General features: G+C 29.2%; 21 protein-coding genes. 18 read left to right on the top strand and 3 right to left on the bottom strand.

All coding sequences use genetic code 11. From position 1 onward, the window contains the following. Position 1: 1 nt before the first annotated feature. From RT714_RS02900 to RT714_RS02880, 5 genes are all read left to right on the top strand, one after another. The gene (locus tag RT714_RS02900) at positions 2-1,195 is read left to right on the top strand and encodes a M20 family metallopeptidase (RefSeq protein ID WP_313756110.1); all 1,194 of its coding nucleotides are present in this window, start codon (positions 2-4) and stop codon (positions 1,193-1,195) included. A 105-nt stretch (positions 1,196-1,300) separates the two neighbouring features. Next, complete coding sequence (locus RT714_RS02895; RefSeq protein ID WP_313756276.1) at positions 1,301-2,182, top strand: DMT family transporter; 882 nt, start codon at positions 1,301-1,303, stop codon at positions 2,180-2,182. A gap of 127 nt (positions 2,183-2,309) precedes the next feature. Next, entirely contained in the window at positions 2,310-3,176 is an 867-nt protein-coding gene (locus tag RT714_RS02890) for an NAD(P)-dependent oxidoreductase (RefSeq protein ID WP_313756109.1), read from the top strand. A gap of 127 nt (positions 3,177-3,303) precedes the next feature. Beyond that, complete coding sequence (locus RT714_RS02885) at positions 3,304-4,527, top strand: S41 family peptidase (RefSeq protein ID WP_313756108.1); 1,224 nt, start codon at positions 3,304-3,306, stop codon at positions 4,525-4,527. Between the two features lie 23 nt (positions 4,528-4,550). Further along, complete coding sequence (locus tag RT714_RS02880) at positions 4,551-5,606, top strand: PDZ domain-containing protein (RefSeq protein ID WP_313756107.1); 1,056 nt, start codon at positions 4,551-4,553, stop codon at positions 5,604-5,606. Here RT714_RS02880 and RT714_RS02875 read toward each other — a convergent pair. Beyond that, positions 5,603-7,219: a hypothetical protein gene (locus RT714_RS02875; RefSeq protein WP_313756106.1), complete on the bottom strand. Its 1,617-nt coding sequence runs from the start codon at positions 7,217-7,219 to the stop codon at positions 5,603-5,605. The genes RT714_RS02880 and RT714_RS02875 overlap by 4 nt on opposite strands. Positions 7,220-7,388: 169 nt before the next feature. On the opposite strand from RT714_RS02875, the gene uvrB reads away from it, so the two are divergent. The 5 genes from uvrB (at position 7,389) to RT714_RS02850 (ending at position 15,730) form a co-directional block, all read left to right on the top strand. Beyond that, positions 7,389-9,353 (top strand): excinuclease ABC subunit UvrB, encoded by a 1,965-nt coding sequence (gene uvrB, locus RT714_RS02870; protein ID WP_313756105.1) that lies wholly within the window; start codon positions 7,389-7,391, stop codon positions 9,351-9,353. 11 nt (positions 9,354-9,364) lie between these two features. Next, positions 9,365-12,190 carry an excinuclease ABC subunit UvrA gene (gene uvrA, locus RT714_RS02865; RefSeq protein ID WP_313756104.1) on the top strand — a complete coding sequence of 942 codons (2,826 nt, stop codon included), beginning with the start codon at positions 9,365-9,367 and terminating at the stop codon, positions 12,188-12,190. A 515-nt stretch (positions 12,191-12,705) separates the two neighbouring features. Beyond that, entirely contained in the window at positions 12,706-13,050 is a 345-nt protein-coding gene (locus tag RT714_RS02860; RefSeq protein WP_313756103.1) for a hypothetical protein, read from the top strand. Between the two features lie 287 nt (positions 13,051-13,337). Beyond that, complete coding sequence (locus RT714_RS02855) at positions 13,338-14,060, top strand: ABC transporter ATP-binding protein (protein WP_313756102.1); 723 nt, start codon at positions 13,338-13,340, stop codon at positions 14,058-14,060. Then, positions 14,057-15,730: a putative ABC transporter permease subunit gene (locus RT714_RS02850; RefSeq protein ID WP_313756101.1), complete on the top strand. Its 1,674-nt coding sequence runs from the start codon at positions 14,057-14,059 to the stop codon at positions 15,728-15,730. The genes RT714_RS02855 and RT714_RS02850 overlap by 4 nt, the downstream gene beginning before the upstream one ends. A gap of 136 nt (positions 15,731-15,866) precedes the next feature. On the opposite strand, the gene rpsD is transcribed toward RT714_RS02850, so the two are convergent. Next, the gene (gene rpsD, locus RT714_RS02845) at positions 15,867-16,466 is read right to left on the bottom strand and encodes a 30S ribosomal protein S4 (protein WP_313756100.1); all 600 of its coding nucleotides are present in this window, start codon (positions 16,464-16,466) and stop codon (positions 15,867-15,869) included. A gap of 266 nt (positions 16,467-16,732) precedes the next feature. On the opposite strand from rpsD, the gene RT714_RS02840 reads away from it, so the two are divergent. The 7 genes from RT714_RS02840 (at position 16,733) to RT714_RS02810 (ending at position 24,367) form a co-directional block, all read left to right on the top strand. Beyond that, the gene (locus RT714_RS02840; RefSeq protein WP_313756099.1) at positions 16,733-18,100 is read left to right on the top strand and encodes an MATE family efflux transporter; all 1,368 of its coding nucleotides are present in this window, start codon (positions 16,733-16,735) and stop codon (positions 18,098-18,100) included. A gap of 20 nt (positions 18,101-18,120) precedes the next feature. Continuing rightward, on the top strand, positions 18,121-18,549 hold the full coding sequence (locus RT714_RS02835) for a DUF1893 domain-containing protein (RefSeq protein WP_313756098.1): 429 nt from the start codon (positions 18,121-18,123) through the stop codon (positions 18,547-18,549). 33 nt (positions 18,550-18,582) lie between these two features. Then, complete coding sequence (locus RT714_RS02830) at positions 18,583-19,110, top strand: ECF transporter S component (RefSeq protein WP_313756097.1); 528 nt, start codon at positions 18,583-18,585, stop codon at positions 19,108-19,110. Positions 19,111-19,129: 19 nt separating this feature from the next. Then, positions 19,130-20,410, top strand: coding sequence for an amidohydrolase (locus RT714_RS02825; protein ID WP_313756096.1), 1,281 nt, complete (start codon positions 19,130-19,132; stop codon positions 20,408-20,410). Positions 20,411-20,593: 183 nt separating this feature from the next. Next, on the top strand, positions 20,594-22,036 hold the full coding sequence (locus tag RT714_RS02820) for a spore germination protein (RefSeq protein ID WP_313756095.1): 1,443 nt from the start codon (positions 20,594-20,596) through the stop codon (positions 22,034-22,036). Continuing rightward, complete coding sequence (locus RT714_RS02815; protein ID WP_313756094.1) at positions 22,023-23,261, top strand: Ger(x)C family spore germination protein; 1,239 nt, start codon at positions 22,023-22,025, stop codon at positions 23,259-23,261. Before RT714_RS02820 ends, RT714_RS02815 begins: the two co-directional genes overlap by 14 nt. 5 nt (positions 23,262-23,266) lie before the next feature. Then, on the top strand, positions 23,267-24,367 hold the full coding sequence (locus RT714_RS02810) for an endospore germination permease (protein WP_313756093.1): 1,101 nt from the start codon (positions 23,267-23,269) through the stop codon (positions 24,365-24,367). An 11-nt stretch (positions 24,368-24,378) separates the two neighbouring features. Here RT714_RS02810 and RT714_RS02805 read toward each other — a convergent pair whose 3' ends face one another. Continuing rightward, entirely contained in the window at positions 24,379-25,752 is a 1,374-nt protein-coding gene (locus RT714_RS02805) for a HAMP domain-containing sensor histidine kinase (protein ID WP_313756092.1), read from the bottom strand. 243 nt (positions 25,753-25,995) lie between these two features. On the opposite strand from RT714_RS02805, the gene RT714_RS02800 reads away from it, so the two are divergent. After that, positions 25,996-26,358, top strand: coding sequence for a hypothetical protein (locus tag RT714_RS02800; protein WP_313756091.1), 363 nt, complete (start codon positions 25,996-25,998; stop codon positions 26,356-26,358). The last annotated feature ends 61 nt before the right edge of the window (positions 26,359-26,419 follow it).

Genomic DNA, 26,419 nt, shown 5'->3' with positions numbered 1-26,419 from the left:
AATGAACCCAAATGTGAAAAGCATTATTGATAAGGCTTATGAAATTAAAAATGATTTAATACAAACAAGAAGATATATTCATAAAAATGCTGAAGTTGGATATAACACAACTAAAACATCGGCTTATATAAAGGAAAAGCTTGAAGAAATAGGTGTTAACTTTCGTGATATTGATGGCACAGGAATAGTTGCAGATATTGGCTCTGGAGAAAAGACAGTTTTGTTAAGAGCTGATATGGATGCATTACCTATGTACGAACTAAACGATTTAGAATTTAAGTCAGATATAGAGTCTTCCCACTGTTGTGGTCATGACCTACATGCCACTATGTTACTAGGTGCTGCAAATATTCTTAAAGAAAGAGAAGACAGCTTAAATGGTACAGTAAGGCTTATGTTTCAACCTGATGAAGAAGGTGGAACTGGTGCAAAGAGAATGTTAGATAAGGGAGTATTAGATGATAGGAATATAAGTGCTGCCTTAGCTTTACATGTAGATGCAAAGAGTCCTTTAGGAACTTTAGATTATGGATATGGTAAGACATTTGCATCAAATGATAGTTTTGAAATAATCATAAATGGTAGAGGTGGACATGGAGCAAGAGCTTATGAAACCATAGATCCAATCAATGTTGCTATTAATATATATAATAGCCTATGTAGTTTAATAAATCGAGAAGTTGATCCTTTTAGTCATGTTTTATTCTCCATAACTTCTATAGAGGCAAATAGTACCTTTAATATTATACCGAATAGTGCAAAAATCAAAGGAACATTAAGAACATATGATGATAAGCAAAGAGAATATTTATTAAAAAGATTTGAAACAATGACAAAGGGAATATCTCAATCATTTATGGCAAATGCAGAATTTAAGGTTGATAAATCCTTGCCGGCATTAACAACATCAAAGGAGTTCACTGACAAAGTTTTAAAATTATCACAAAAACTTGAAGATAAAATAAATATTAATGTAGAACCTGTAGTGAAGAGAGGCTCAGAAGATTTTTCATATATATCTGAGAAAATTAAAGATAATGCATATCTATTTATTGGAGCAGGTAAAAATAGTCAAGAAGGATATGAATTTGGACAACACAATAGTAATGTTATATTTAATGAAGAGGTATTACCTATAGGGTCTGCTCTATTATCTACCATTGCATATCTATGGTTATTAGAAGCAGAAAATTAATATTTATTTAATCTTTTAATATATAAAAGCAAATAACATAACTCTAGCCAATATGGCAGGGTTATGTTAAGCTTATTTTATGAACTTTTTTATTTTTAGGAGGGGATCGCAATTAAAAACAATAATTCAGCATTAATAGGGATAATATATGTATTATTATCTGCATTAAGTTTTGCAGCTAGTTCTTCTTTTGGTAAAATGGTTACTATGAATTCATCTATGTCTGGTATGGTTAATTCATTTAGTAGATTTTTATTAGGTACAATAGTAATGTTTATTTATATAGTTATTACAAAAAAATCTTTTAAACCAAATAGATTTAAGCATATATTCATTAGAAGTGCCTTTAACAGTATATCAATAATGCTTTTTTCTCTTGGTTTTCAATATACCACTATAACGAATGCAAATATGTTACAAATGACATATCCTGTATTTGTTTTAATATTAGCACCCATAATTTATAAAGATAAAATAAAGAAAAGTAGTTATCTATATTTAGGGATAATTATGTTAGGTTGTTATTTAGTGGCATTTCCAGATTTCAGTAGTGTAAATATAGGGGATATTTATTCCATTTTATCATCTATTGCTGCAGCTATCAGTATATTATCTCTTAAAGAAGCTGGGAAGTATGATGAATCTCATATTATAATTTTTTATGTAATGCTTTTAGCAACTATTATTAATCTACCCTTTGTTATAAAAGATTTAGCAATGCCTGATACAAAAGTATTATTAGATATAGTTTTATCAGCAGTAACGGGAGTATTGGGGCAGGTATTTATAACTATGGGATATAAGTATGTAGACAATGCAACAGGTGCTATTGTATCTGCAAGTAGAATTTTGATAGCAGCAATTTTAGGTATAGTTTTATTTTCAGACCCTTTGAATTCTAGAGTGATTTTTGGAGGTATAGTTATCATTCTAGCTTTAATTGGAATAAGTGGTTATTTTGATAGGTATAAAGAGACAAATATATAATATTGGACAAGGGGAATGAATTATAACTCTGATGAAATAATAAATAGAAAAGAGTATGATTTAATTAAACGAGGTAATTCAGAAGAAGGATTAAGAAAAATAGAAAAAGTAGTAAGGAGTTTATAATATGTCTATTAAAAAGATTGGTTTCATAGGATTAGGTGCTATGGGATTTCCCATAGCAAAACACCTTTTAGAACATGGATTTGAGGTTCATATAGCAAGGCATAGTAGTAAAAAGGAATCCATAGATAGAATTAAAGAACTGGAGTTTCTTGGTGCAAAAGATAAGAAAAGTATTTCTGAAATTCCAATTGGAGTAGATATGATTATAAGTATTTTGCCATCTGACAAAGAAGTAGAATCTGTATTATTAGATGAAGCATTCTTTAACAATGTGAAAACAGATACTATAATCCTTGAAATGACTTCATGCTCACCAGAAACTGTAATCAAGGTAGAAGAATATTATATGAGTAAGAATGTAAAGGTAATAGATGCTCCTGTTAGCGGAGGTGTTAAGGGTGCAATCAACGGGAGTTTAACTATTTTTGGATCAGGAAATGAAGAAGTTTTCAATGAAATAAAAGAAGTTTTATATGTATTTGGAAAAAATATTCATTATATAGGAAGGCTTGGAACAGGAAAAACCCTTAAATCAATTAATCAAATGATGATTGCTATAAATACTATGGGATTAATAGAAGCTTTCTCGGTTGCTAAGAAGCAGGGGATTGATTTAAATATTATGCAAGATGTAATAAGTCAAAGCTCAGGAAATTCATATTCACTAAATAGATATTTACATAAACTTGGGCAAGAAGATTTTGAAGATGGATTCAAGTTAAGTTTAATGAGAAAGGATATAAAAACGGCAATAGATTCAGTAGATGATGTTCCTCTACCATTCACGAATTTGGCTTATAATTTATTTTTAATGACTAAAGAATATGATGATATGGACTTTATAGCTATAAGTAAATTGTATAATTAGGGAATATTACCACTTCTACATTAAAGGGTGTATTTTTTAGACTTTTTAATGTAAAGAATAAATGGTATAATCTTCATATAAAATAAATACAATAACTGTATAACCCAAAAATTATAGAGGTGAGAAAATGTCCAAGAAGCAAGTCATAAGATTGATGGTAGTTTTATTAATAGTGACAAACATAATTACTTTTGGTCTAACTAATTTAATGAGTGTAACATTTAGTAATAAGGCATATATTCCATTGGTGGAATATAACAAATTAAAGTCTGTCTATAATGAGTTTTCAAAGGTAATGGTGGTAGAGGATTATGTTAAGGAGAATTACTTAAGAGATGTAGATGAAAAGAAATTAGTAGATGGGCAATTAAAAGGAATGCTTCAAGCTCTTGAAGATCCTTACTCTACTTATATGACCAAGGAGGAATTTGAATCTTTTTTACAGCAAACAAGCGGAACATATGCGGGGATCGGGGTTGTAGTTACACCAGGGGATGATAATTTAATAACTGTAGTTTCCCCAATAGAAGATACTCCGGGAGAGAGGGCTGGAATAAAGAGTGGAGATAAGATAATAAAGGTAAATGGAGTAGAATATTTTGGAGAAAATATGGATGAGGCAGTAAAGGTAATGAAGGGTGAGCCAAATACTAAAGTGTCACTTACTATTTTAAGAAAAAACAAAGAAAATAAAAATAATATATTTGATATTGAAGTAACTAGAGAGATTATAAGATTAGTTACAGTAAAATCCAACATAATAGATGATGATATAGGGTATATCAAAATTACGTCCTTCGATGAACTAACATATAAGGATTTTAAAAAAGAACTAGATAAATTAGGAAAACGTAATATTAAGGGTTTGATTATAGATTTAAGAAATAATCCTGGAGGATTATTAAATATATGTGCTGATATAGCAGATGAATTATTAGGAGAGGGAGATATAGTATATACCCAAACTAAGGATGGAAAAAGGGAATATTTAAAATCAGATAAAAAAATGGTTGATTATCCATTAGTTCTACTTGTTAATAAAGGTTCAGCATCAGCATCAGAGATACTTGCAGGTGCAGTTAAAGATCACAAGAGGGGAACTCTAATTGGAACAACTACATTTGGAAAAGGTGTAGTACAGAGGATTAAAGATTTAGATGATGGCTCAGGATTGAGGTTAACCATATCAGAATATTTTACACCAAATGGTATAAATATTCATGGAATAGGAATTGAGCCAGATATAGTAGTGGAATTAACAGAGGGTGTTGAGGAAATTGGTGTAAACAACCTAAAGGAAGATAATCAGTTAAGAAAAGCCATAGAAGAAATAAAAACTAAAATTAAATAATCTTTAAAGAGGAGAATTAAAGTATGTACGGTTTATATCAGATTGTGTATTTTACAATAATAGACATTATAAATACTTTAAAATCTCCTTTTTTTATTGCAGTCCTATGTATTATATATTTTCAATATATAAAAATAGGAAAAATAGAAAGGGAGATTTTAGGATACAAAAAATCTGCTTTATTAAAATTAATTATATCAACTGTATTCGGAATATTTGGAGGTGTAATTACAACTGTAATATTTATTTATCTAGGTGTAGTTGTAATACCTAAGGACTTTATGTATGTATTGATTGTTGCAATTTTTTTATCTCTTATAAATCCTAGATACATGTGTTTTTCCTATGGTGGAGGGGTAGTGTCTTTATTAAGTTTGATAATAGGATATCCAAAGATTCAGATTTCCCAGGTAATGTCTGTAGTTGCAGTACTCCATATAGTAGAGAGTATATTGATTTTTTTTGATGGAGGCAGAAATAGGGTACCTGTTTTCTTTGAAACAAAATCTCAGATAGTTGGGGGCTTTAATATGAATCGATTCTGGCCTATTCCTTTTGTAATATTTATTGGTGATGGATTAATTCATCCCATTACCCTTATGGCAATCCTTAGCTATGGAGATTATTCTATAGTATCTTATCCTAGAAAAAAAGTTATAAAAACCTCTATAATATTATTTTCATATAGTATTATTCTATTATATATATCAAAAATAGTAGATAATCCTTTTATACCACCATTATTTGCCTTGATAGGACATGAATATATTATCTTGCAAAATAAGATTATTGAAAATAATAGGGCCCCCATATTTACTACATCTTTTGATAAAGGAGTAAAGGTATTGGAAGTAATCCCAAATACAATAGCACATAAAATAGGAATGGAAACAGGAGATATATTACTTAAAATAAACGGGGTAGAAGTAAATAATAATAAGGATTTAGAAGATATTATGAAAACACAGGTAAGTAAAATAAAAGTTGAATTTTTTAATATAAAATCTGGGTTATCCACAAAGAAGTATTATGGGAAAAGAAAACCCCTAGGACTTATAATAGTCCCTAGGGATTTTTAATTTAGTTTATTTAAATCTAGGGAATAAATCATTTCTGTTTTTTCATTGTCAAAAGGTAATACTATATTTAAATATACAAGTTTTTTTTCTTCATTATAATAGACTTTATCACCTATTAAATTAGCTATTGTTTCAGTTTTTATATTATTAATTGAATATTTACATAATGTGAAATTATCATTATTGGCATTTTTTCTTACATAAATAATATCACCCTTTGGAAGTAGTGAATAATTTAAGATTTTTTCATTTGCAAAAGCCTCATAATTTAAATTGTTGTCACATTTTAAATTAAAGGATTTAGCATTTTTATCATTATTATAAAAAACTAAGGAGTTAGTATCTTTTTTTTCATCTTTGTGTAAATAAGAAATTATATTATCACCTACAAACTTTGGATTAAATCCATAGCCTACAAGTTTAAATTCCTTCCAATCATCAGTTAAAGATATTATTTTATTAGTCATGTCCTGATTTTTTTCAGTTATTAAAAAGTTATTGTCCATGGCTACAATATTTTCAATATCTTTGTTAAAAACACCTATGATACTAGTCTTATTGTCTTTGACATTATAAGAGTAGATTATTGACTTATTATCATTATTTTGTATTAAATATAAAATTCCTTTATTATCCCATTTCATTGTTTTAGGACTAAATTTGTCTTCGAAGGATATCTTATATGCTCTCTTGTCATCTAATGGAATTATATATAATCCAGTTCCACTGTCACTTACTTCTATAAGGGAAACATAATTTAAATTTGTACTAAATTGTGCAGAAGATATTTTAAAATTTGAAGAATAGAGCATGATTTTTTCATCATTTACATCGTCATAAATCCATAATTGCTCAATAGTTTCATTGGTATCTTTATTGGATATAGACTTCTTATATAGAATATGACCATCATTTACATAATTTAAAATATGACCATTATCCAATGAAGAAGAAATAGATACTTTTTCCGAATTTATAATATCTCCAGTGTTTGCATTGACTTGTGCGTATAAATTTACTAAAGGAGTTTCTGGATTGTCCTTATCAAATATATTGTTGTATGATATATCCCATACTATAGTATTGTCGTCAATTCTAATGAGATTAAAATTTGGAGAGTTTTTTGTAGATATTTTAAAATGAGATTGAATCTTATTTAGTACATCATTGATACCATATTTGATTTTCAGTGGTGCATAGTCATCATAAACTATATTAAACTTTAAATCTTCATTTTTTTTAAGTTGTGATTTTTTAATTTCCATAATCACTTGTGGAACTACTAAACGAGGAAGTTTTTTATCATAAATTCCACTAACATGAATATTAACTTCACTACCTTTTTTAATTATACTATTAATATTTACACCTGAGCATTCACTTAGTCCTAAAGAAGCTAATATTTTTAGCTTGTTATTATTGGTAATGATTTCAACAGAAGGTTCAATAGATTGAAAACTTTTAGAAAAAAGTATCTGTTCAATTTCATATTTAATTTCTTCTTCTTCAAATCTTGCATCATCTGTTAATAGGGAATCCTTTTTGTTTGGAACACAACCGAAAAAGAATAGTGCAATAAATACTGTGATTATTATTAATAAATTCCGCTTCATGAAATTCGCCTCCTAAAGATAGTTTACTATATTAATCTAGTTTCTTCAATATAGAATTTTGTCATGGATATACTATAGTATATATTTAAATAATATACTTTGACAAAAGAATATTATATTATATAATATATTATGTCTGGAACAAATGTTCAAATAACGAGGTGTAAGTATGAATAAATTTAAGATAGAATCAAATTTTAAACCAACTGGTGATCAACCAGAAGCCATAAACAAATTAGAAGAAGGTATAAATAAAAATCTAAGGCACCAAGTATTACTTGGAGTCACTGGTTCTGGAAAGACTTTTACTATGGCAAATATAATTGAGAGAGTTCAGAAACCAACTTTGGTTATAGCACATAATAAAACATTAGCTTATCAATTGGCTTCTGAATTTAAGGAGTTCTTTCCTAATAATGCTGTAGAATATTTTGTTAGTTATTATGATTATTACCAACCTGAAGCATATGTACCCCAATCGGATACTTATATAGAAAAAGACGCATCAATTAATGATGAGATAGATAAATTACGACACTCTGCTACAGCAGCATTATTTGAAAGGAGAGATGTAATTATAGTAGCATCTGTATCCTGTATTTATGGTTTAGGAGATCCTATAGATTATGAAAATCTTGTAGTATCTTTAAGGCCAGGTATGGAAAAGGCTAGAGATGAGATAATGAGAAAGTTAATAGATATACAATACATTAGAAATGATATTAACTTTATTAGAGGAACCTTTAGGGTTAGGGGAGATATACTAGAAATATTCCCCGCTTCTTCTAGTGAAAATACCATTCGTGTTGAGTTTTTTGGAGATGAGATAGATAGAATAGTAGAGGTTAATTATTTGACTGGTGAAGTCATTGGACTTAGGAATCATGTTTCAATATTCCCGGCATCTCACTATGCTACTACAGAAGATAAAGTTAAGAGAGCAATAGAAACTATAGAAGAAGAATTAGATGAAAGATTAAAGGAATTAAAGGGTAAGGAAAAATTACTTGAGGCTCAAAGATTAGAGCAAAGAACTAGATATGATTTAGAAATGCTGGAAGAAATGGGATTTTGTCAAGGGATAGAAAACTACTCAAGACATTTAAGTAATAGACCTGCTGGTTCTAGACCTTTTACCTTGATAGACTACTTCCCAGATGACTTCTTGATAATAGTAGATGAATCTCATGTTACTATACCACAAATAAGGGGTATGTACGAAGGGGATAAGTCAAGAAAGACAAATCTAGTTGAATACGGATTTAGACTTCCATCTGCTTTAGATAATAGACCTCTTAAATTTATTGAATTTGAGACAATGATAAATCAAATATTGTATGTTTCAGCTACTCCTGGTCCTTATGAACTAACTCATACTGAAAATACAGTAGAGCAAATTATTAGACCAACAGGTTTACTTGATCCAATTATAGAAGTAAGACCAACAGAGCACCAGATAGATGATTTAGTAAATGAAATTAGAAATATAGTAGCTCGACAAGAAAGAGTATTGGTAACAACCTTGACTAAAAAAATGGCAGAGGATTTAACTAATTATTTTAAAGACATTGGAATAAAAGTTACTTATCTCCATTCTGATGTGGAAACTATAGAAAGAATGGAGATAATAAGGGATTTAAGATTAGGGAAACATGATGTTTTAGTGGGGATCAATTTGCTTAGAGAAGGATTAGATTTGCCAGAGGTATCTTTAGTAGCCATATTAGATGCAGATAAGGAAGGATTTTTAAGATCTGAAACATCTTTAATTCAAACTACAGGCAGAGCAGCAAGAAATGTCCTAGGCAAGGTAATTATGTATGCAGATACAATAACAAAATCTATGGAAAAAGCCATATCTGAAACCAATAGAAGAAGACAAATTCAGGATGAATATAATAAAAAACATAAGATTATACCACAGTCTATAAAGAAAGGTATAAGGGAGATAATAGAAGCTACAATAGTGGCAGAAGATGAAGTGAAATATGAGGAAACATTCTCCAAGGAAGAAATAGAAGGAATGATAGAAGGATTAGAGTCTGCAATGCTTACGGCAGCGGAAGAATTAAACTTTGAAAAAGCAGCAGAACTTAGAGATAAGATAATGGAATTAAAGAAGAAGCTAAAGTAGAGGTGAAGTAAATGGCAAAAGACGAAATAATAATAAGGGGGGCTAAGGAGAATAATCTAAAGGATGTATCCTTAACTCTTCCTAGAAATAAATTTATAGTTTTTACAGGATTATCAGGTTCAGGGAAATCTTCTCTAGCCTTTGACACCATATATGCAGAAGGACAAAGAAGATATGTAGAGTCTTTATCTAGCTATGCTAGACAATTTCTTGGTCAAATGGATAAACCAGATGTAGAATATATAGAGGGGTTATCTCCATCTATTTCTATAGACCAAAAGACAACATCTAAGAATCCAAGGTCAACTGTAGGGACTGTTACAGAGATATATGATTATTTAAGACTTTTATATGCTAGAATAGGCACTCCATATTGTCATAAATGTGGAAAAGAAATTTCTAGCCAGACAGTAGAGCAAATGGTAGATAAAATAATGGAATCTGAAGAAAGAACGAAACTTCAAATATTAGCACCAGTCATTAGAGGAAAAAAAGGTGAACATGTAAAGATTCTAGAAAATATTAAAAAAGAAGGTTTTGTCAGGGTCATAGTTGATGAAGAAATGTATGATATTGGAGAAGAAATAAAACTAGAGAAGAATAAAAAACATACTATAGAAGTAGTAGTAGATAGAATAGTGATTAAAGAAGGTATAGAAGGAAGACTAGCTGATTCTTTAGAAACAGCTTTAAAACTTGCAGATGGACTTGTTGTAGTAGATTTTATAGGAAAGGAAAAGACAATGTTTAGTGAGAAACTCTCCTGTCCTGATTGTAATATAGCTATTGAAGAATTATCTCCTAGGATGTTCTCTTTTAATAGTCCTTTTGGAATGTGTCCTACTTGCAATGGTTTAGGATTCTATAAAGAAATAGACAGGGATTTAATTATACCAAATTTAGAGCTAAGTATAGATGAAGGTGGAATAGCACCATTTTCTAGTTCCAACGAATCCACATATTATTACCAAATATTTAAAACCTTGGCAGAGGATAATGGTTTTAGTACAGATAAGCCTTTAAAAGAGGCACCAGAAAAGTTTATAGAAGAACTATTGTATGGTACAGATAGAGTGATTTCCTTTAAATTTGTTAGTCATTTTGACGAGGAAGGCATGAGAGATTTTAAGGGGAAATTTGAAGGAATAATTCCAAATTTAGAAAGAAGATATACTGCCACTAATTCTGATTATATGAGAAATAAAATAGATGAATATATGGCAGAAAACCCTTGTCCAACTTGTAAAGGAAGGAGATTAAAGGATGAGGTATTAGCTGTAAGAATAAATAAGTTGAATATAGCCCAATTGACTGATTTATCTATTACTAAAGCAATAGAATTCTTTGATAATTTAGTTCTTACAGAAAAACAACAAATAATAGGACAACAAGTATTTAAGGAAATTAAAGAAAGGTTAAATTTTCTAAAAGATGTAGGACTAGATTATTTAACTCTTTCTCGTACAGCAGGCACATTATCTGGCGGAGAATCTCAAAGAATTAGATTGGCAACTCAAATAGGCTCTAGTCTTGTAGGTGTAGTTTATGTATTAGATGAACCTAGTATTGGGTTACATCAAAGGGATAATGAAAAATTATTGAAAACATTAAGGAATCTAACAGATTTAGGTAATACATTAATAGTAGTAGAACATGATGAAGATACTATGTATGCAGCAGATCATATTGTGGATATAGGGCCAGGTGCAGGTATTCATGGAGGATATATAGTAGGAGAAGGAACAGTTGATGAAATAAAGAATAATCCTGAGTCTATAACAGGTTTATATCTTTCAGGTAAGAAGAAAATTGAAGTACCAGAAAAAAGAAGAGAACCCAATGGAAAATGGCTGGAAATAGTTGGGGCAGAGGAGAATAACTTAAAAAACATAGATGTGAAAATTCCTCTAGGATTATTTACTTGTGTTACAGGAGTATCAGGCTCAGGAAAATCTTCTTTAGTTAATCAAATTCTTCATAAAACCTTGGCACAAAAGCTAAATGGCGCAAAGACAAAAGCAGGAAAATATAAAGAAATAAAAGGAATCGAATATTTAGATAAGGTAATAGATATAGACCAGTCACCAATAGGTAGGACACCAAGGTCAAATCCTGCTACTTATACAGGAGTATTTGATCATATAAGGGACGTATTTGCCATGACAAATGAAGCAAAGATGAGAGGATATCAAAAAGGTAGGTTTAGTTTCAATGTAAAAGGTGGACGATGTGAAGCTTGTAATGGTGATGGAATACTAAAAGTAGAGATGCATTTTCTTCCAGATGTATATGTACCATGTGAAGTATGTAAAGGAAAAAGATATAATAGAGAAACTCTACAAGTAAAATATAAGGGAAAAACCATATCAGATGTACTGGATATGACAGTGGAAGAAGGAGTAGAGTTTTTCAAAAATATACCTAAAATATCTAGGAAACTAGAAACTTTATTTGATGTAGGACTAGGATATATAAAAATTGGTCAATCATCAACAGAATTATCTGGTGGAGAAGCTCAAAGAGTAAAGCTAGCAACGGAATTATCTAAGAGGTCTACAGGAAAAACCATATATATATTAGACGAACCAACTACAGGACTTCATGTAGCTGATATTCACAAACTAATAAAAGTATTAAACCAGCTTGTAGAAGGCGGAAATACTGTAGTAGTTATAGAACATAATCTAGATGTTATAAAGACAGCAGATTATATCATAGACTTAGGACCTGAAGGTGGAGACAAGGGAGGAACTATTGTAACTACAGGAACTCCAGAGGAAGTAGCTAAGGTGAAGAAATCACATACAGGACAGTTTTTGAAAAAGGTATTGGATTAAGGTTTAGATAGTATTGAATAGATAATTAAATATATGATAAATGATTTCAATAACCACTTTTCTAGATTATAAACTGGGAAAGTGGTTATTTTATATCTATACCTGTCATGATCTTTTGAAAAGGAGATAACATATTACAAAATTTAATATGTATATGTTTAAAGTTCAACAAACTTAGATATTGTATTTATGCTATAGTGTCTATAAACTTATAAAATCAAATAGTGATGTATATCTTTATCCTAAATTTTTATTTAAGAAAGTTTACTGTGAAATATATGTTTTAGGAAAAGTATAAGATAAATATATAAAAAATATAAGCAAAGTGTCACAAAATCTTTTTTAATTTCGTTATATAATTATAAGGATAAATTAAGATGAGATTATCTTAATGAATATAGATTCAAATAAATATGGAGAAAAGATATATATAATTGAATTTAATGATTTATCATGATATAGTTATATTAAGTTAATGACGGTTTTTTATTTTTTAAGTAAGGAGGAAATGAATTATGAAAAAATCGTTTATTGTTTTTGGGATATTACTAATAATGATTTTTACTTCGATTTCAATTTGGGGAAGTAATTTCATTGTAAAAGACGAGATGAAAATGGATCCTAATGTAAAAAGAATTGTAACTGTTGGATATAGTGAAAAAGATAAAGAAGAAATATTTGGAGACCTTAGTGATGAAGAAATTAATAAAATTTTACAAGAAAAAGCTGAAGAATTAATGAAAAATGGAAAAGTAGATTTGCAAAATATAGGAAATAAGGATTCAATAGATTTAGATAAACTAATAATTTCCGTTTCAGACAGAAACTCTAACTGTGATAATTTAGATTTAATAAAATAATTATCTAATGACTCTTCCTGAGAAGAGTCATTATTTATCATAGATTATTTAATAAATAGCTATTCAATAACCACTTTTATAGATTATAATTTAAGAAAGTGGTTATCTTCTATATAAAGGAGAAATAATAATGAAAAGTTATATTTAGACAATTATTATAATTTTATTAGTATTAATGAGTAGATGTTTAAAAAATAAAAGGGATTAAAAAAGGATATTGTAATTGCAGAAATTATAGTTAATATAATAAAATGGCAATATAATACATAGACAAGGAGGAATGAAGTTTGTTAAAACTTGAAGGTGTTTCTAAATCTTATAATAAGGGTTTGGTAAAAGCAGTAGATAATATTAATTTAGATATTAAGCCCGGGGAAATATTTGGATTTCTAGGACCTAATGGAGCAGGTAAGACTACTACCATAAAGATGATAGTAGGATTGCTTAAACCAGATAGCGGCAGGGTAAAAGTAGGCACAGTAGATGCTTGGAAAGAACCGCTTATAGCTAAGTCTATGATTAGCTATGTACCAGATAATCCTGAAATTTACGATAGATTAAAAGGTATTGAGTATCTAAATTTTATAGCTGACATGTATGGAATTCCTAAAGATAAAAGAGAAGAGAGGATGAATTATTTCCTGGAAATATTTAATATAAAAGATGCTATAGGGGATATAATAGCTAGTTATTCCCACGGTATGAAACAAAAGATAGTTCTTACCTCAGCCTTATTAAATGACCCCCAATTATTTATTCTAGATGAACCAATGGTAGGACTAGACCCAAAATCAGCTTTCAATCTCAAGGAAATCATGAGGAAGATGTGTGACGAAGGAAAAACTGTGTTTTTCTCCACTCATGTATTAGAGGTGGCAGAAAAACTTTGCCATAGAATTGCAATAATAAATAAGGGTAAAATTGTAGCCATTGGCACAATGGAGGAATTAAGGGATCATGCTACGGAAAGAGAATCATTAGAAAATATATTCTTGGAGTTGACTGAATGATGAGTAAAATAATTTCATTAATCAAAACCGATTTTAATACTACATTTGGTTTATCCTCCATAGCATATAGATTTAAGATTAAGAAAAATAGATGGCAGTTAATAGTCTTTGGATTAGCTATGTTATCTCTTTTACCAACCTATTTCTTTATTGTAAAAGCTTTATATGAAATATATGATATCTATAATCAAATAGGGCAGAAATCTATGTTTTTACTTTCAGGATTTTTGGTTTCACAAATAATGATATTTCTATTTGGATTGCTTTATGTAATGAGTAAATATTATTTTTCTAATGATCTAGCCAATCTAGTACCATTGCCTATTAAACCATCCTATATTTTAGGTTCAAAATTTGTAACTCTTATGCTCAGTGAATATTTAACTTCTTTACCTGTAATATTGCCATTTATCTTTATTTATGGAATGAAAAATGGAGAATGTCTTATTTACTGGCTTTATTCATTACTATTAGTGGCTATGCTTCCTGTTATACCCTTAGTATTATCATCTATTTTTATAATGCTCTTTATGAAATATACGAATATAGGAAGAAAGAAAGATTTAATTAGGACAATTAGTGCAGTATTTTTTCTTATGGCAATGATATATGTTCAACTTAAAATTCAAACCATAACACAAAAGGCCATAATTCAAGGGGAAGATTTTGTTATAAATTTAGTAAATGACTCTAATTTCTTAGTGAAGAAATTAGGATCAAGTTTTCCACCTTCTAAATGGGGGGCATTGGCTTTATCAAATAATTTTAATATATTAGGAATGGTTAATTTATTATCTTTTATAGTAGTAAGTATTATATCTTTCCTTATTATGATAATTTTATCAGAAGGTTTATTCTTTGATGGGTTAATAGGAAATATTGAAGTATCTGCGTCTAAGGGAAAGGCGAAAAAGATATCTGTAAAAGATTTATCTAAAGAAACTAAACCATATCTAGCATTAGCTAAGAAGGAAGTTATAATGCTTTTTAAGACACCTGTATACCTATTAAATGCAGTAGGCGGAGTAATTATATTTCCATTAATATTAGCAATGTCAACTATAGCAGGGGGAGATGAATCATTATCTCAGGTAATAGATATGCTAGGAGCTAATTTAGGGCTAATTACTCTAGCAAGCATAGGTTTTATTGTAGCCTTAGGTATGTTAAATAGTATAGGAGCTACTACTTTTTCTAGGGAGGGTAAATGTTTTTGGATACAAAGGACTTTACCTATAAAGGTGGAGGATCAGATAATAGGCAGGGTATTATCATCTTTAGCTATTCAAGTATTAGGTATAATTGCTTTATTAATAAGTCTAATTTTTATAGTAAAATTGGATATTCTAAATATTATATTTATAATAATACTAGGACTTCTAGGCAGTATTCCAATGACTGAGCTTGGTATGGTAATAGATATACTAAGACCAATGTTAGACTGGGATAATCCACAGAAGGCAATGAAGCAGAATTTAAATGTATTAATCGGCATGGGTGTAGGGACTTTATATGCAGGTGGATTAGTATTTACTGTGATTCAAATAATAGATAAGGTAGATATAAATCTTATCTATGGATTATTGGCTTTAGTATTTGGTATATCAACTGTAATATTGTTTCAAGTTTTAAAAAAAATCATAACTAAACAATTTGAAACAATTGAGTAAAGTAAAGAAATGTAGAAAACTTTGTCTATTCCAATAAAGATAGTTATAATTTTTCTTAGATTTAATAAATTATCTATAGTTTAAAGAGACAAAGAAAAAGCTCTCATTTGAGAGCTTTTTATATTAGTTTCTAATATTACATTAGTCTTGAATAATATTCCACAACTAACTGATCATCTATTTCTATGGGAATTTCATTTCTTTCTGGATATTTAATTAAAGTGCCAGACATTGTATTATCGTCTTTTTCTAAATAAGGATATTGATTTAAAAAGAAATTATTAAAGTTTTCTTTAAAAAGTCCAATGTCTTTAGATTTTTCTTTTAATTCAATAGTATCGCCTACCTGTACTATATAGGAAGGTATATTTATTTTTTTTCCATTTACAAGAATATGTCCATGAACTACTAGTTGTCTAGCCTGTCTTATGGAAGAAGCAAATCCTAGTCTATATACTAAATTATCTAATCTTGTTTCCAAGATCTTTACAAGTGCATGGCCTGTTTGATCCTGAGATTTTTTTGACTGTCTAACATATTTCGTGAATTGCTTTTCCATTACACCATAATATGCTCTAAGCCTTTGTTTTTCTAATAATTGTCTTCCATATTCAGTAAGTTTTTTATCTGCTCTAGATGTTCCTCTAGTGGCTCTGTCCATTGCCTTAGGATGTCCGCAAACATTTAAACCCAATCTCCTAGATTGTTTAAATCTAGGTCCCATCATTTTTGCCAATATTTATCACTCCATCAAAATTATTTGCCGCGATAATTTTGAGCCAATAATAGTATAGCATAGAAAAAATCAAAAGTAAATGATAACAGTTATCATTTACTTTTCTGTTTTTTATGAATTAAAAGCAAATTATATTTATTATTTACAATTCACATGATATAGTATTAGTATGGTTTTAAATACAAATATTGGGTTGTTTAGAGTATCGAAATATATTATAATTATTAGGCTGGACATTATAAAATTTAACTATAAGGGGATATAGAATGGAAGAAAGACTTTTACAAGAGAATAAGATAATTAGAAATAGAATATTATCTATGATTTTACCTATTACTGGGGAAAATGTTTTGCAGATGACTGCTGGAATTGTACTTATGGCAATGGTTGGTAGAATTGATGCATATTCTGTTGGAGCCATAGGTATAGCTACAGTCCTTTATAGGATATTGTGGGGAATATTTAAAGGAATAGCAACGGGAACTTCTGTTTTAGTAGCCCAATCCCATGGAGCAGGTAATTATAAAAAATTGAAATCTATTTCTGAGCAATCTTTTACTTTATCCATAGGAATAGCTATTATATTTCAACAATTACTTTTTTGGTTTGCTGAACCATTATTGACAGTATTTAATCCAAATCCGGATTTGCTTGAAAATGGGGCATTGTATCTTAGAATAATTTCTTGGTCATTACCTTTTGCAGCAATTATACTCTTAGTTTCTGGAATACTTCAAGGAATGGGAAATGCAAGAACTCCTATGATTGCTGTTGGTATATTAAATATAGTTAATATTGCTGCGGGATTTGTTTTAGTAACTGGAAAGGTAGGTATTAAATCCTTAGGATTACAAGGAGCAGGATATGCTTATAATATTGCATATATTGTTTCGGCTATATTCGGTATAGTTATGTTATTTGGAAAAAATGGAATCATATCTAATATGGGAGAAAAATTAGATTTTAAATTTAAATCCGATGAAGCTTTAATTATTCTTAAACTCGGACTTCCAACATCCTTTGAAACATCTTTTTGGCAGGCAGCATCCATATTTATTACAAGAGCTATTCTTACTTATGGTGAATTGGCTTATTCAGCTTACCAATTAGGTTTACAGGCGGAGTCTATATCTTATATGCCAGCAACAGGCTTTGGTGTTGCGGCAACAACATTTGTAGGATATGCTTTAGGTAGTAGAGATAAGGAAACTGGAAAAAAATATCTTAAACAACTAATAAGATATACTATAATTGTAACCATATTTGCCGCATTTGTACTTATTGTATTTCCAAAACAGATAATGAGCTTATTAGTAAAAGAAGATGAAGTTATTAGAATGGGAGCCATGTATTTATTTGTAATGGGGGTTGTCCAACTTCCTCAAAATATATCCGGAGTATTAAATGGAGCCTTAAGGGGAGCTGGTTATGCAAAGGTTCCTATGATAAATGCTGGAATAGGACTTTGGATCATTAGAGTTCCATTCGTTATGATAATGGCCTATATATTCAATGCAGATATATTATGGATTTGGATAGGTATTGGAATTGATATGTGTTTTAGACTAATCTTTTCCTATTGGTATTTTAAGAAAAAAGATATTTTTGAAAATAATGCATTGACTATTGAATAAAAAACAGAAAGGGTGAGCAGATGAAGGATATAGAAATGGCAAAGGAACTTTTATTAGAGGAAGATTTAGCATTGGTAGCCGTAAAAAATGGTGAAGTAGTTTTTAAATCAAAGGATAAGGGTATTAAGCCTATGTATATTTTAGCTGCTGAGATGAAAGCAAAAGCATATGATGCTTCATTGGCTGATAGAGTAATAGGTAAGGGTGCAGCTATTCTATGTGCTTATATTGGCATTAAAGAAATATATGGCGAATTGATATCAGAAGGTGGCTTAGCAATTTTAGAAGAATATAAAATTCCATATACTATGGAGAGATCTTGTTTATATATTAAAAATAGAGATAAAACTGATTATTGCCCTATAGAAAAACTTTCTTTAGATACGAGAGACCCTATAGTACTATTACAAAGGATAAAGGAATTTTTTGCATCAATAAATAATAATTGATAGTTTTGCTATCTGAAGAAAGGAAGAGGTTTTATGTACGAAAAAAACAATACTAGAAAATTAGTTATAGCCGGAGTGTTATTAGCAATAGGAATTATTGTACCAACTATATTTCATACAACAGGAATTCCAGGAAATGTATTTTTACCTATGCATATTCCAGTTTTAATAGGAGGATTTTTATTACCACCTTATTTGGCATTATTATTAGGTATGTTAACACCAATACTTAACTCTTTAATCACAGGTATGCCTCCATTATTTCCAATGGCAGTGATTATGATTTTTGAATTGGGTATCTATGGTTTAGTGGCTTCAATATTATATAGAAAATTAAAAATGCCTTCTGTAATTTCTTTGATAATATCTATGATATCTGGAAGGATAATGGCAGGATTTGTAGTTTTTATACTAGCAGCTTTTTTTGAAGTTAAGATGGATCCTATGACTTTTATCATAGGAGGAGTTATAACTGCTATTCCTGGTATTATAATTCAATTAATTTTAGTACCTAGTTTAATATATAGTATAGTAAAATATACAACTATAGATTTAGATTAATAAATTTGAGGGGGATAATATGTTAATTAAAAATATTGATTTAGTACCTATTGATGGAAAAAATGAAGTAATAAAAAATACAAATATATATATAAAAGATAATATAATTACTCATATTGGTGAAATAAGAGAAGATATACAGGTTGAAAGGGTAATTGATGGAAAAAATAAAGTAGCTATGCCAGGACTAATAAATGCCCATACACATATAGGGATGTCCTTGCTTAGAAATTTTGCTGATGATTTACCATTACATGATTGGCTGACAAAAAAAATCTGGCCTACAGAGGCAAATCTTAGAGGAAAAGATGTATATTGGGGCTCTTTACTAAGTATGGTTGAGATGATTCAAGGAGGCACAACAGCATTCTGTGATATGTATTTCTTTATGGATGAAGTAGGAAAAGGATTAGAAGAATCAGGAATGAGGGGCGTGCTTACAAGAGGATTAATAGAGGATAATGATGCTAAGGCTAAACTTAAAGAGACAAAAGAACTGTTTAATGATTGGAATGGTAGGGCAAATGGAAGGATTAAAGTAATGGTTGCACCTCATGCACCATATACTTGTAGTCCAGACTTCCTAATAGAATCATTTAATTTGGCTAAAGAATTAAATACAGGAATTCATATACATCTTTCTGAAACTAAGAAAGAGATAGAAGATAGTTTTAAATTATATGGTAAATCTCCAATTAAACATGTATATGATTTGGGTATATTAGATTTGCATACTATAGCAGCACATTGTGTTCATGTAGATGATGAAGATATTGAGATAATGAAAAAAAAGAAAGTATTTCCAGTAAATAATCCTGGTAGCAATTTTAAATTAGCCAGTGGATTTGCACCAGTTGATAAGATGTTAAGTAAAGGAATTTCAGTAGCATTAGGTACTGATGGTTCTTCATCAAACAATAATCTAAATATGTTTGAAGAAATTAACCTAGCAGCTATCATAAATAAGGCTGTTAATTTAAATGCAGTATCGGTTCCGGCTATATCAGCTCTAGAAATGGCAACTATAAATGGAGCAGAAGCATTAGGCTGGAGTAAAGAAATAGGCTCTATAGAAGTAGGTAAGAAGGCAGATATATTATTGATAGACATAGATAAGCCCCATCTTTATCCACATCATAATATTATTTCTTCTTTAGCTTATTCAGTTCAGGCTTCGGATGTTGATACTGTAATAGTAGAGGGTAAGATAATAATGGAGAAGAGGGAAGTAAAAACCTTAGATGTAGAGGAGATAAAATTTATGGCAGAAAAACATGCCAAGGATCTAATTACAAGATAACAAGTTTTATTTATGAAAGGACTATTATAATTCTTTATAAATCTTATATAATGAGTGATTCCCATATTGTCCTATTTAAATATAATGGTCATTAGTGCAAAAATGCTAATGACTATTATATTTTTTGCGTTATTTGTCAATAATTCCAATTACTAGAAGCATAAAAATAGGTAGGTGTAAGCTTTGATTTCAAAGAGCATTGAATCCAATAGAGAAGAAATAAATAGAATATTTAATGAATCCAGTGATTTAGTATTATATGAGTTTAATACTTTGTCTGAAGATAGGGCATTAGTTGTATATATAGAGGGACTAATTGATAATAAAGTATTAAATGAAGATTTATTAAAGCCCTTAATTCAAGACTTGATAAGTCCACAAGATATTTTATCTACAGTTTTTATTTCAGAGACTAAAAAAATATCTAGTATACAGGAAGTTATTCAACCAATAACAGATGGTGAAGTAGTTCTGTTTATTGAAAATATGGAATTAGCATATATCTTTGACTTAAATAAGTGGGAAAACAGAGCAATAACTGAGCCAGGCACTGAACGGGTAGTAAGAGGACCCAAAGAAGGTTTTATTGAAGATATAAAAGTAAACAAAGTTCTGATAAGACGTAAAGTTAGGAATAGCAAACTAGTATTTGAAGATTATACATTAGGTGTACAAACCAATACGAAGATTTCTTTAGCTTATATAAATGGCATAGTAAAGGAAGAAATATTAGATGAACTGAGAAGAAGGATACAAGAAATTCAAATAGACAGTATCCTAGATACAGGATATTTAGAACGTTATATTGAAGATGCTCCAAGAACTGTTATATGTACAATTGGACATTCAGAAAAGCCTGATGTAGTAGTTGGAAAAATTTTGGAAGGAAGAATTGCAATTATTTGTGATGGCTCTCCTGATGTTTTAACTATACCTAAAGTATTTATAGAAAACCTACAAATGGCTGATGATTATTATTCAAGACCACAATATGCAACATTTCTTAGGATATTAAGACTTTTTGCTTTAATTACTTCAGTGGTTTTACCAGGTTTTTTTGTAGCATTAAAAACTTTTCATCAAGAAATGATACCCGCAAAACTACTTGTATCTATGGCTAAGAATATAGAGGAAGTACCTTTTACTGCTTTAGTAGAGGCATTACTTATGATTTTATTTTTTGAACTAATTAAAGAATCAGGGCTAAGAATACCGAATAATATAGGAACTGCAGTAACTGTAGTAAGTGGTATAGTACTAGGTCAGACAGCTGTTCAAGCAGGTTTAGTTGGACCTACTATGGTTATTGTTATAGCAATTGCAGGAATTTCAGAGTTTATAATTCCCAGTCAGAGGGAAATGATAGTTATATATAGATTAATAATACTTTTGTTAGGTGGTTTTTTAGGATTATATGGTATAGTCTGCGGAATATCAATAATATTGGTTCATCTTATTTCATTAAAATCCTTTGGCGTTCCTTATATGTATCCCATTGCTCCATATGATAAAGAAGGCATGAAAGATTTTATTTTTATGCGTTCTGTAAAGGAAACAAATTATAGACCAAGAGCTCTATCAAATAAAAAGGCAGTAAAAAGGAATGAAATATATGACAAAAAATAAAAAAAATCTAATTATAGCAGTATACTTAATAATAATTTCTATACTTTCATTATCTTGCACAGGAAGCCGTCAATTGCAAACTTTGGCACTAGTTACATCAATGGGAATTGATTTGGAAGATGATAAGATAATCATTACTTGTGAAATAATGAATCCCATATCCAATAATTCATCATCGGGCATAAGTCCTAATCCTACAGGTAGTGTATTTGCTCAAAGTGTAGGTGAGACAGTATTTGAAGCGGTTAGAAATATTACGCTAAATTTTGATAGAAAATTATTTCTTTCCCATAATAATATACTTATATTTGGTGAAGAGTTTGCTAAAAAAGGTATTACCGGATTTATGGATGTATTTCTAAGAGATAATGAAGCAAGAGAAAACATGTATATCCTAGTTGCAAAAGGAGCAAAGGCTTATGAGATAATAGGTGTTAAAGGAGAACTGAGCCAATCAGCAGGAGATTATTTATTGGATATTTTAAATGATTTTAAATATAATGGAAAATGCCTAAAGGTAAGTATGTCTGAATATTATAAATATCATTATGATATAAGTAATGAGCCTGTTATAGGAGTTGTAACTAAAATAGAAAAGAAGGAAGTAGATCGGCAAAAATCCAAAGACAATACTGCAAAGTTTATGTTAGATGTAGCAGGAGGTGCAATATTGAGTAGAGATTATCTCATTGGATATTTATCATCAGATGAAATTTTTGGTTATAACTTTATAACAGATCGTATAGAAGGAGGACTAATAAAATTCAATACTCCTCAGGGATTAAACAAAGGTAATACTATAATTGGAAATGAAGGAAAATTTACTACAGTAGAGATTATACAGACCAAAACAAAAAGGGATATAAAGATAGATGATGGCAAAATACATCTTAATATAAATGTAAAATTAAGTGGTTCTTTAGGAGAGGAAAATAAAGGGATAGATGTAAGCAATCTTGAGGTTATTCACATACTTGAAAAGGCTTGCTCTGAAAAAGTAGAAGATTTAATTTCTACAACTATGGATAAGGTACAAAAGGAATTTAAACAAGATAACTTTAGCATTGGAGAAATAGTTCACCGACAATATCCAAAGGTGTGGAAAGAGATTTCCAAGGACTGGAATAATATATTTCCGGAAATATCCTATACTGTTAATGTAGAGACAAAAATAGTCAAGACTGGAATTATCAATACACCTAGCAATTTAAGGAAAAGGAGATAATATAGATGAATGAAAAGGTTTCATCAAGACAAGCAATATTTATTATCACTATTAGCAGAATAACTACTGTACTTACTATTATGTCCCCAGTTTATATGTCTCCAGCTAACCAGGATGTATGGATAAGTATTGTATTATCATTTTTTTATACAATATTAACATGTGCACCTTTGCTATTTTTAGCTAATAAATTTGAGGAGTTTACAATTATTGGATATATGGAGAAAATATTGGGGAAGACATTGGGAAAGATAGTGGGAATTCTTTATGCTATTTTCTTTGCTACCATTGCAATTTTTTTCTCTTATATTTCAGTTCAGATGATAAGAGCCTCATTTTTATCGGATACGAAAACTTATATAATTATACTATTTTTGATAGCTAGTTGTTTATATATTGTTTCTAAGGGGTTAGTAGTTATATTGAGATTTTCAGAATTAATGGTTCCAATAATTTTGGTTTCCTTAATTGTTTTTATTTTTCTTGGTTATAATAATATGGATTTTAAGCTACTACTACCTATATATAGGGATTCTACCTTTTTAGATATCAATATTGGTGCAATGCAGTTGAGTCTAGTTTTTATAGATATATATTCATTAACTATGATTGTACCGAGTCTTGAAGATAAAAAAAGGATAAATGAAATCTTTATTAAAGCTAGTATTATTTCATTATTATTTGTATTGGCAACAGTGTTAGCAACACAATCATCTTTAGGAGTAGAGCAAGTTAAACATTTTAATTATCCTTTTTTAGCATATATTAGAAATATCAGAGCATATTTTACATTTGAAAGAATAGAATCTATTTATATATTTATATGGATAATAGCCATGATAATTAAGATAACAACATATTTATGCATATCCATTGATGCATTTAAAGAAATATTTAAGAAAAGATCAAGAAATATATTATTATATATTGTATGTACCATGGTTGCATTAATAACCTTCTATATAGCTGAAGTTAATCCTATGATGGTAGAAATAAAGTCAATTAAACTTCCAGAGTATATTTATTACTTTACTTTTAAATTTGGAATCCCATTATTAATCCTAATAGCATATTTTTTTAAAAGAAAGACATTTGAGAAACAATAAAAATTCAAGAATTAAATGTTAAGTGGAAGAGTTATTACAACCTCAGTCCATTCTCCATATTTACTATTTATATTTACTGTACCGCCGTGAGCATCAATTATGGATTTTACAATAGGTAATCCAAGTCCAGTTCCATTAGTATTTTTGTTTGTTGAAATATCAGCCCTATAAAATCTATCAAATATAAATGGTAGATTTTTTTCTTCTATACCTATGCCATTGTCAATTATTTTAATGATGGCATTAGTTTCATCTTTTGTAAGAATAATGAGGACTTTGCCCTTATCATTAAGATATTTAATAGAGTTAGAAAGTAAATTATACATAATTTGTTTAAGCTTATCTTTATCCATTGTAATTTCAATATCATTTTCTATTTCAGATTCAATATAAAATTTATTTTTAGTATATAAAGGTTTAAAAGTTGTAATAATATTATTTAGTTCTGTAGAAATATTAAATCTAGTATAATTTAATACAAGCTCTAATTCCTCTAATTTAAAAGAATCCTTAAGTTTATCAACTAAATTAGACAACCTATCTATTTCTTTCATCAAAATGTTTAAATGTTCTTGGTTCGGTTCCCATATACCATCCATAATGGCCTCTAAATGGCTTTTAAGTGTAGCTAGAGGTGTTCTAAGTTCGTGAGAAATATCAGAAGCATATTTTTTTCTAATATTTTCTTGCTTGCTTAATGTTTCACCTAGATAATTAATAGAATCTGATAATTCTAGAATTTCCACTGTATTAGTATTTATATTAGATTTTTTATTAAGATTACCTTTACGCATTTCAACAGCTGTAGTTCTTATTTCTAACAAGGGATTGGTTAAAGATTTAGATAGTATAGCACTATTTACTAAGCCAATAAGAACCGTAAATATAGCTGAGATAAAAAAGGATTTAGTTAGAGTGTTTTTAAAAAGAATTGCAGATTCAGTAAAATAAGAATTGTCAATATATCCTATAATTAGCTTCCCTACTTTATTATTTTCTTCAAGTAATGGATAAGATTTTTCTATATAATTTCCTTCAGGAATATTATGCATTTTCATCATTCGTCTATGCATACCGCCCATTCCCTTCATTCCAGCTCTATTTGCTGAACTATATAAGATATTATCATTTAAATCCTTAATTTCAATATATATATTTTCTAAGGAGGCATAGGAATTGATTTCTCTTTCATAGAGTTTGTAACCATTTTTATTATATAAATTATTTATTTCATCAGATATTTGATTAAGTTTACTCTGTTTCTCTTCAGCAAGATAATTTTCAAATCTATTATTTATCATTAAATTTGATATAATGCTAATAATTATAATAGAAGTAAGTATTGAAAATATAAAGCTAAGAGTAAGTTTTTTAGAAAGTTTCATATATATTCCTCCAATAATTGTCAAGGAAGGTTAAAAAATCATAAATATAGATGACCTATGACAATATGAATTTTTTAAGATTATATTATAATCAATAGAAAAATTTTATTTTTTATATAATCATATTATAACAGTTAATTTTGAAGTCATTATGAAGAAATTTAAGATAATCTTATTTTTCTTCATATTTCCTTCACATTTTGTAGATATAATAAAATCACAAGATGAAAGGAGAGATATTTTATGAAAAAAGTATTATTAACAGGAGCTTTAGTATTAAGTTTAGGAGTTGGTTCTTTAGTTGCATATGCTGATACAGTAAAAACACCAAGTATAATTCCTGGAAATAGAAATATAAACCTAAGCATAGAAGATAAAGAGGCATGGTTTAAAGAAAGGACGGAATATAAAAAGAAACAAATAAAAAATGCTCTTGAGAATGGGTTAATAACAGAAGAAGAAGCAAAAGCATGGGAAGAACATTTCAAGTATATGGAAGAATTCCATGCTAAAAATGGATTTATGTCAGATGGATGTGGTGGATTTGGCATGGGAAGAGGAATGGGATTTGGTAGAGGAAGGGGAATGATGAGAGGAAATAACTAGGAAAAACAATTCTAATTCCAACAATAAGTTCATTTTATGGTGCCTGGCACCATAAAATGAA

The sequence above is a fragment of the Tissierella sp. genome, from assembly GCF_032104385.1.
GTDB lineage: Bacteria > Bacillota > Clostridia > Tissierellales > Tissierellaceae > Tissierella.
The sequence above is the reverse complement of the archived record's forward strand: the minus strand, read 5'-3'. Positions and strand labels throughout refer to the sequence as shown.

Coding starts and splice junctions, on each gene's coding strand:
- RT714_RS02805 (WP_313756092.1), bottom strand. CDS start 25,752: ATGAAACTTTCTAAAAAACTTACTCTTAGCTTTATATTTTCAATACTT.
- RT714_RS02900 (WP_313756110.1), top strand. CDS start 2: ATGAACCCAAATGTGAAAAGCATTATTGATAAGGCTTATGAAATTAAA.
- RT714_RS02835 (WP_313756098.1), top strand. CDS start 18,121: ATGAAGGATATAGAAATGGCAAAGGAACTTTTATTAGAGGAAGATTTA.
- RT714_RS02880 (WP_313756107.1), top strand. CDS start 4,551: ATGTACGGTTTATATCAGATTGTGTATTTTACAATAATAGACATTATA.
- uvrA (WP_313756104.1), top strand. CDS start 9,365: ATGGCAAAAGACGAAATAATAATAAGGGGGGCTAAGGAGAATAATCTA.
- RT714_RS02815 (WP_313756094.1), top strand. CDS start 22,023: ATGACAAAAAATAAAAAAAATCTAATTATAGCAGTATACTTAATAATA.
- RT714_RS02850 (WP_313756101.1), top strand. CDS start 14,057: ATGATGAGTAAAATAATTTCATTAATCAAAACCGATTTTAATACTACA.
- uvrB (WP_313756105.1), top strand. CDS start 7,389: ATGAATAAATTTAAGATAGAATCAAATTTTAAACCAACTGGTGATCAA.
- RT714_RS02860 (WP_313756103.1), top strand. CDS start 12,706: ATGAAAAAATCGTTTATTGTTTTTGGGATATTACTAATAATGATTTTT.
- RT714_RS02885 (WP_313756108.1), top strand. CDS start 3,304: ATGTCCAAGAAGCAAGTCATAAGATTGATGGTAGTTTTATTAATAGTG.
- RT714_RS02875 (WP_313756106.1), bottom strand. CDS start 7,219: ATGAAGCGGAATTTATTAATAATAATCACAGTATTTATTGCACTATTC.
- RT714_RS02825 (WP_313756096.1), top strand. CDS start 19,130: ATGTTAATTAAAAATATTGATTTAGTACCTATTGATGGAAAAAATGAA.
- RT714_RS02810 (WP_313756093.1), top strand. CDS start 23,267: ATGAATGAAAAGGTTTCATCAAGACAAGCAATATTTATTATCACTATT.
- RT714_RS02830 (WP_313756097.1), top strand. CDS start 18,583: ATGTACGAAAAAAACAATACTAGAAAATTAGTTATAGCCGGAGTGTTA.
- RT714_RS02840 (WP_313756099.1), top strand. CDS start 16,733: ATGGAAGAAAGACTTTTACAAGAGAATAAGATAATTAGAAATAGAATA.
- RT714_RS02800 (WP_313756091.1), top strand. CDS start 25,996: ATGAAAAAAGTATTATTAACAGGAGCTTTAGTATTAAGTTTAGGAGTT.
- RT714_RS02890 (WP_313756109.1), top strand. CDS start 2,310: ATGTCTATTAAAAAGATTGGTTTCATAGGATTAGGTGCTATGGGATTT.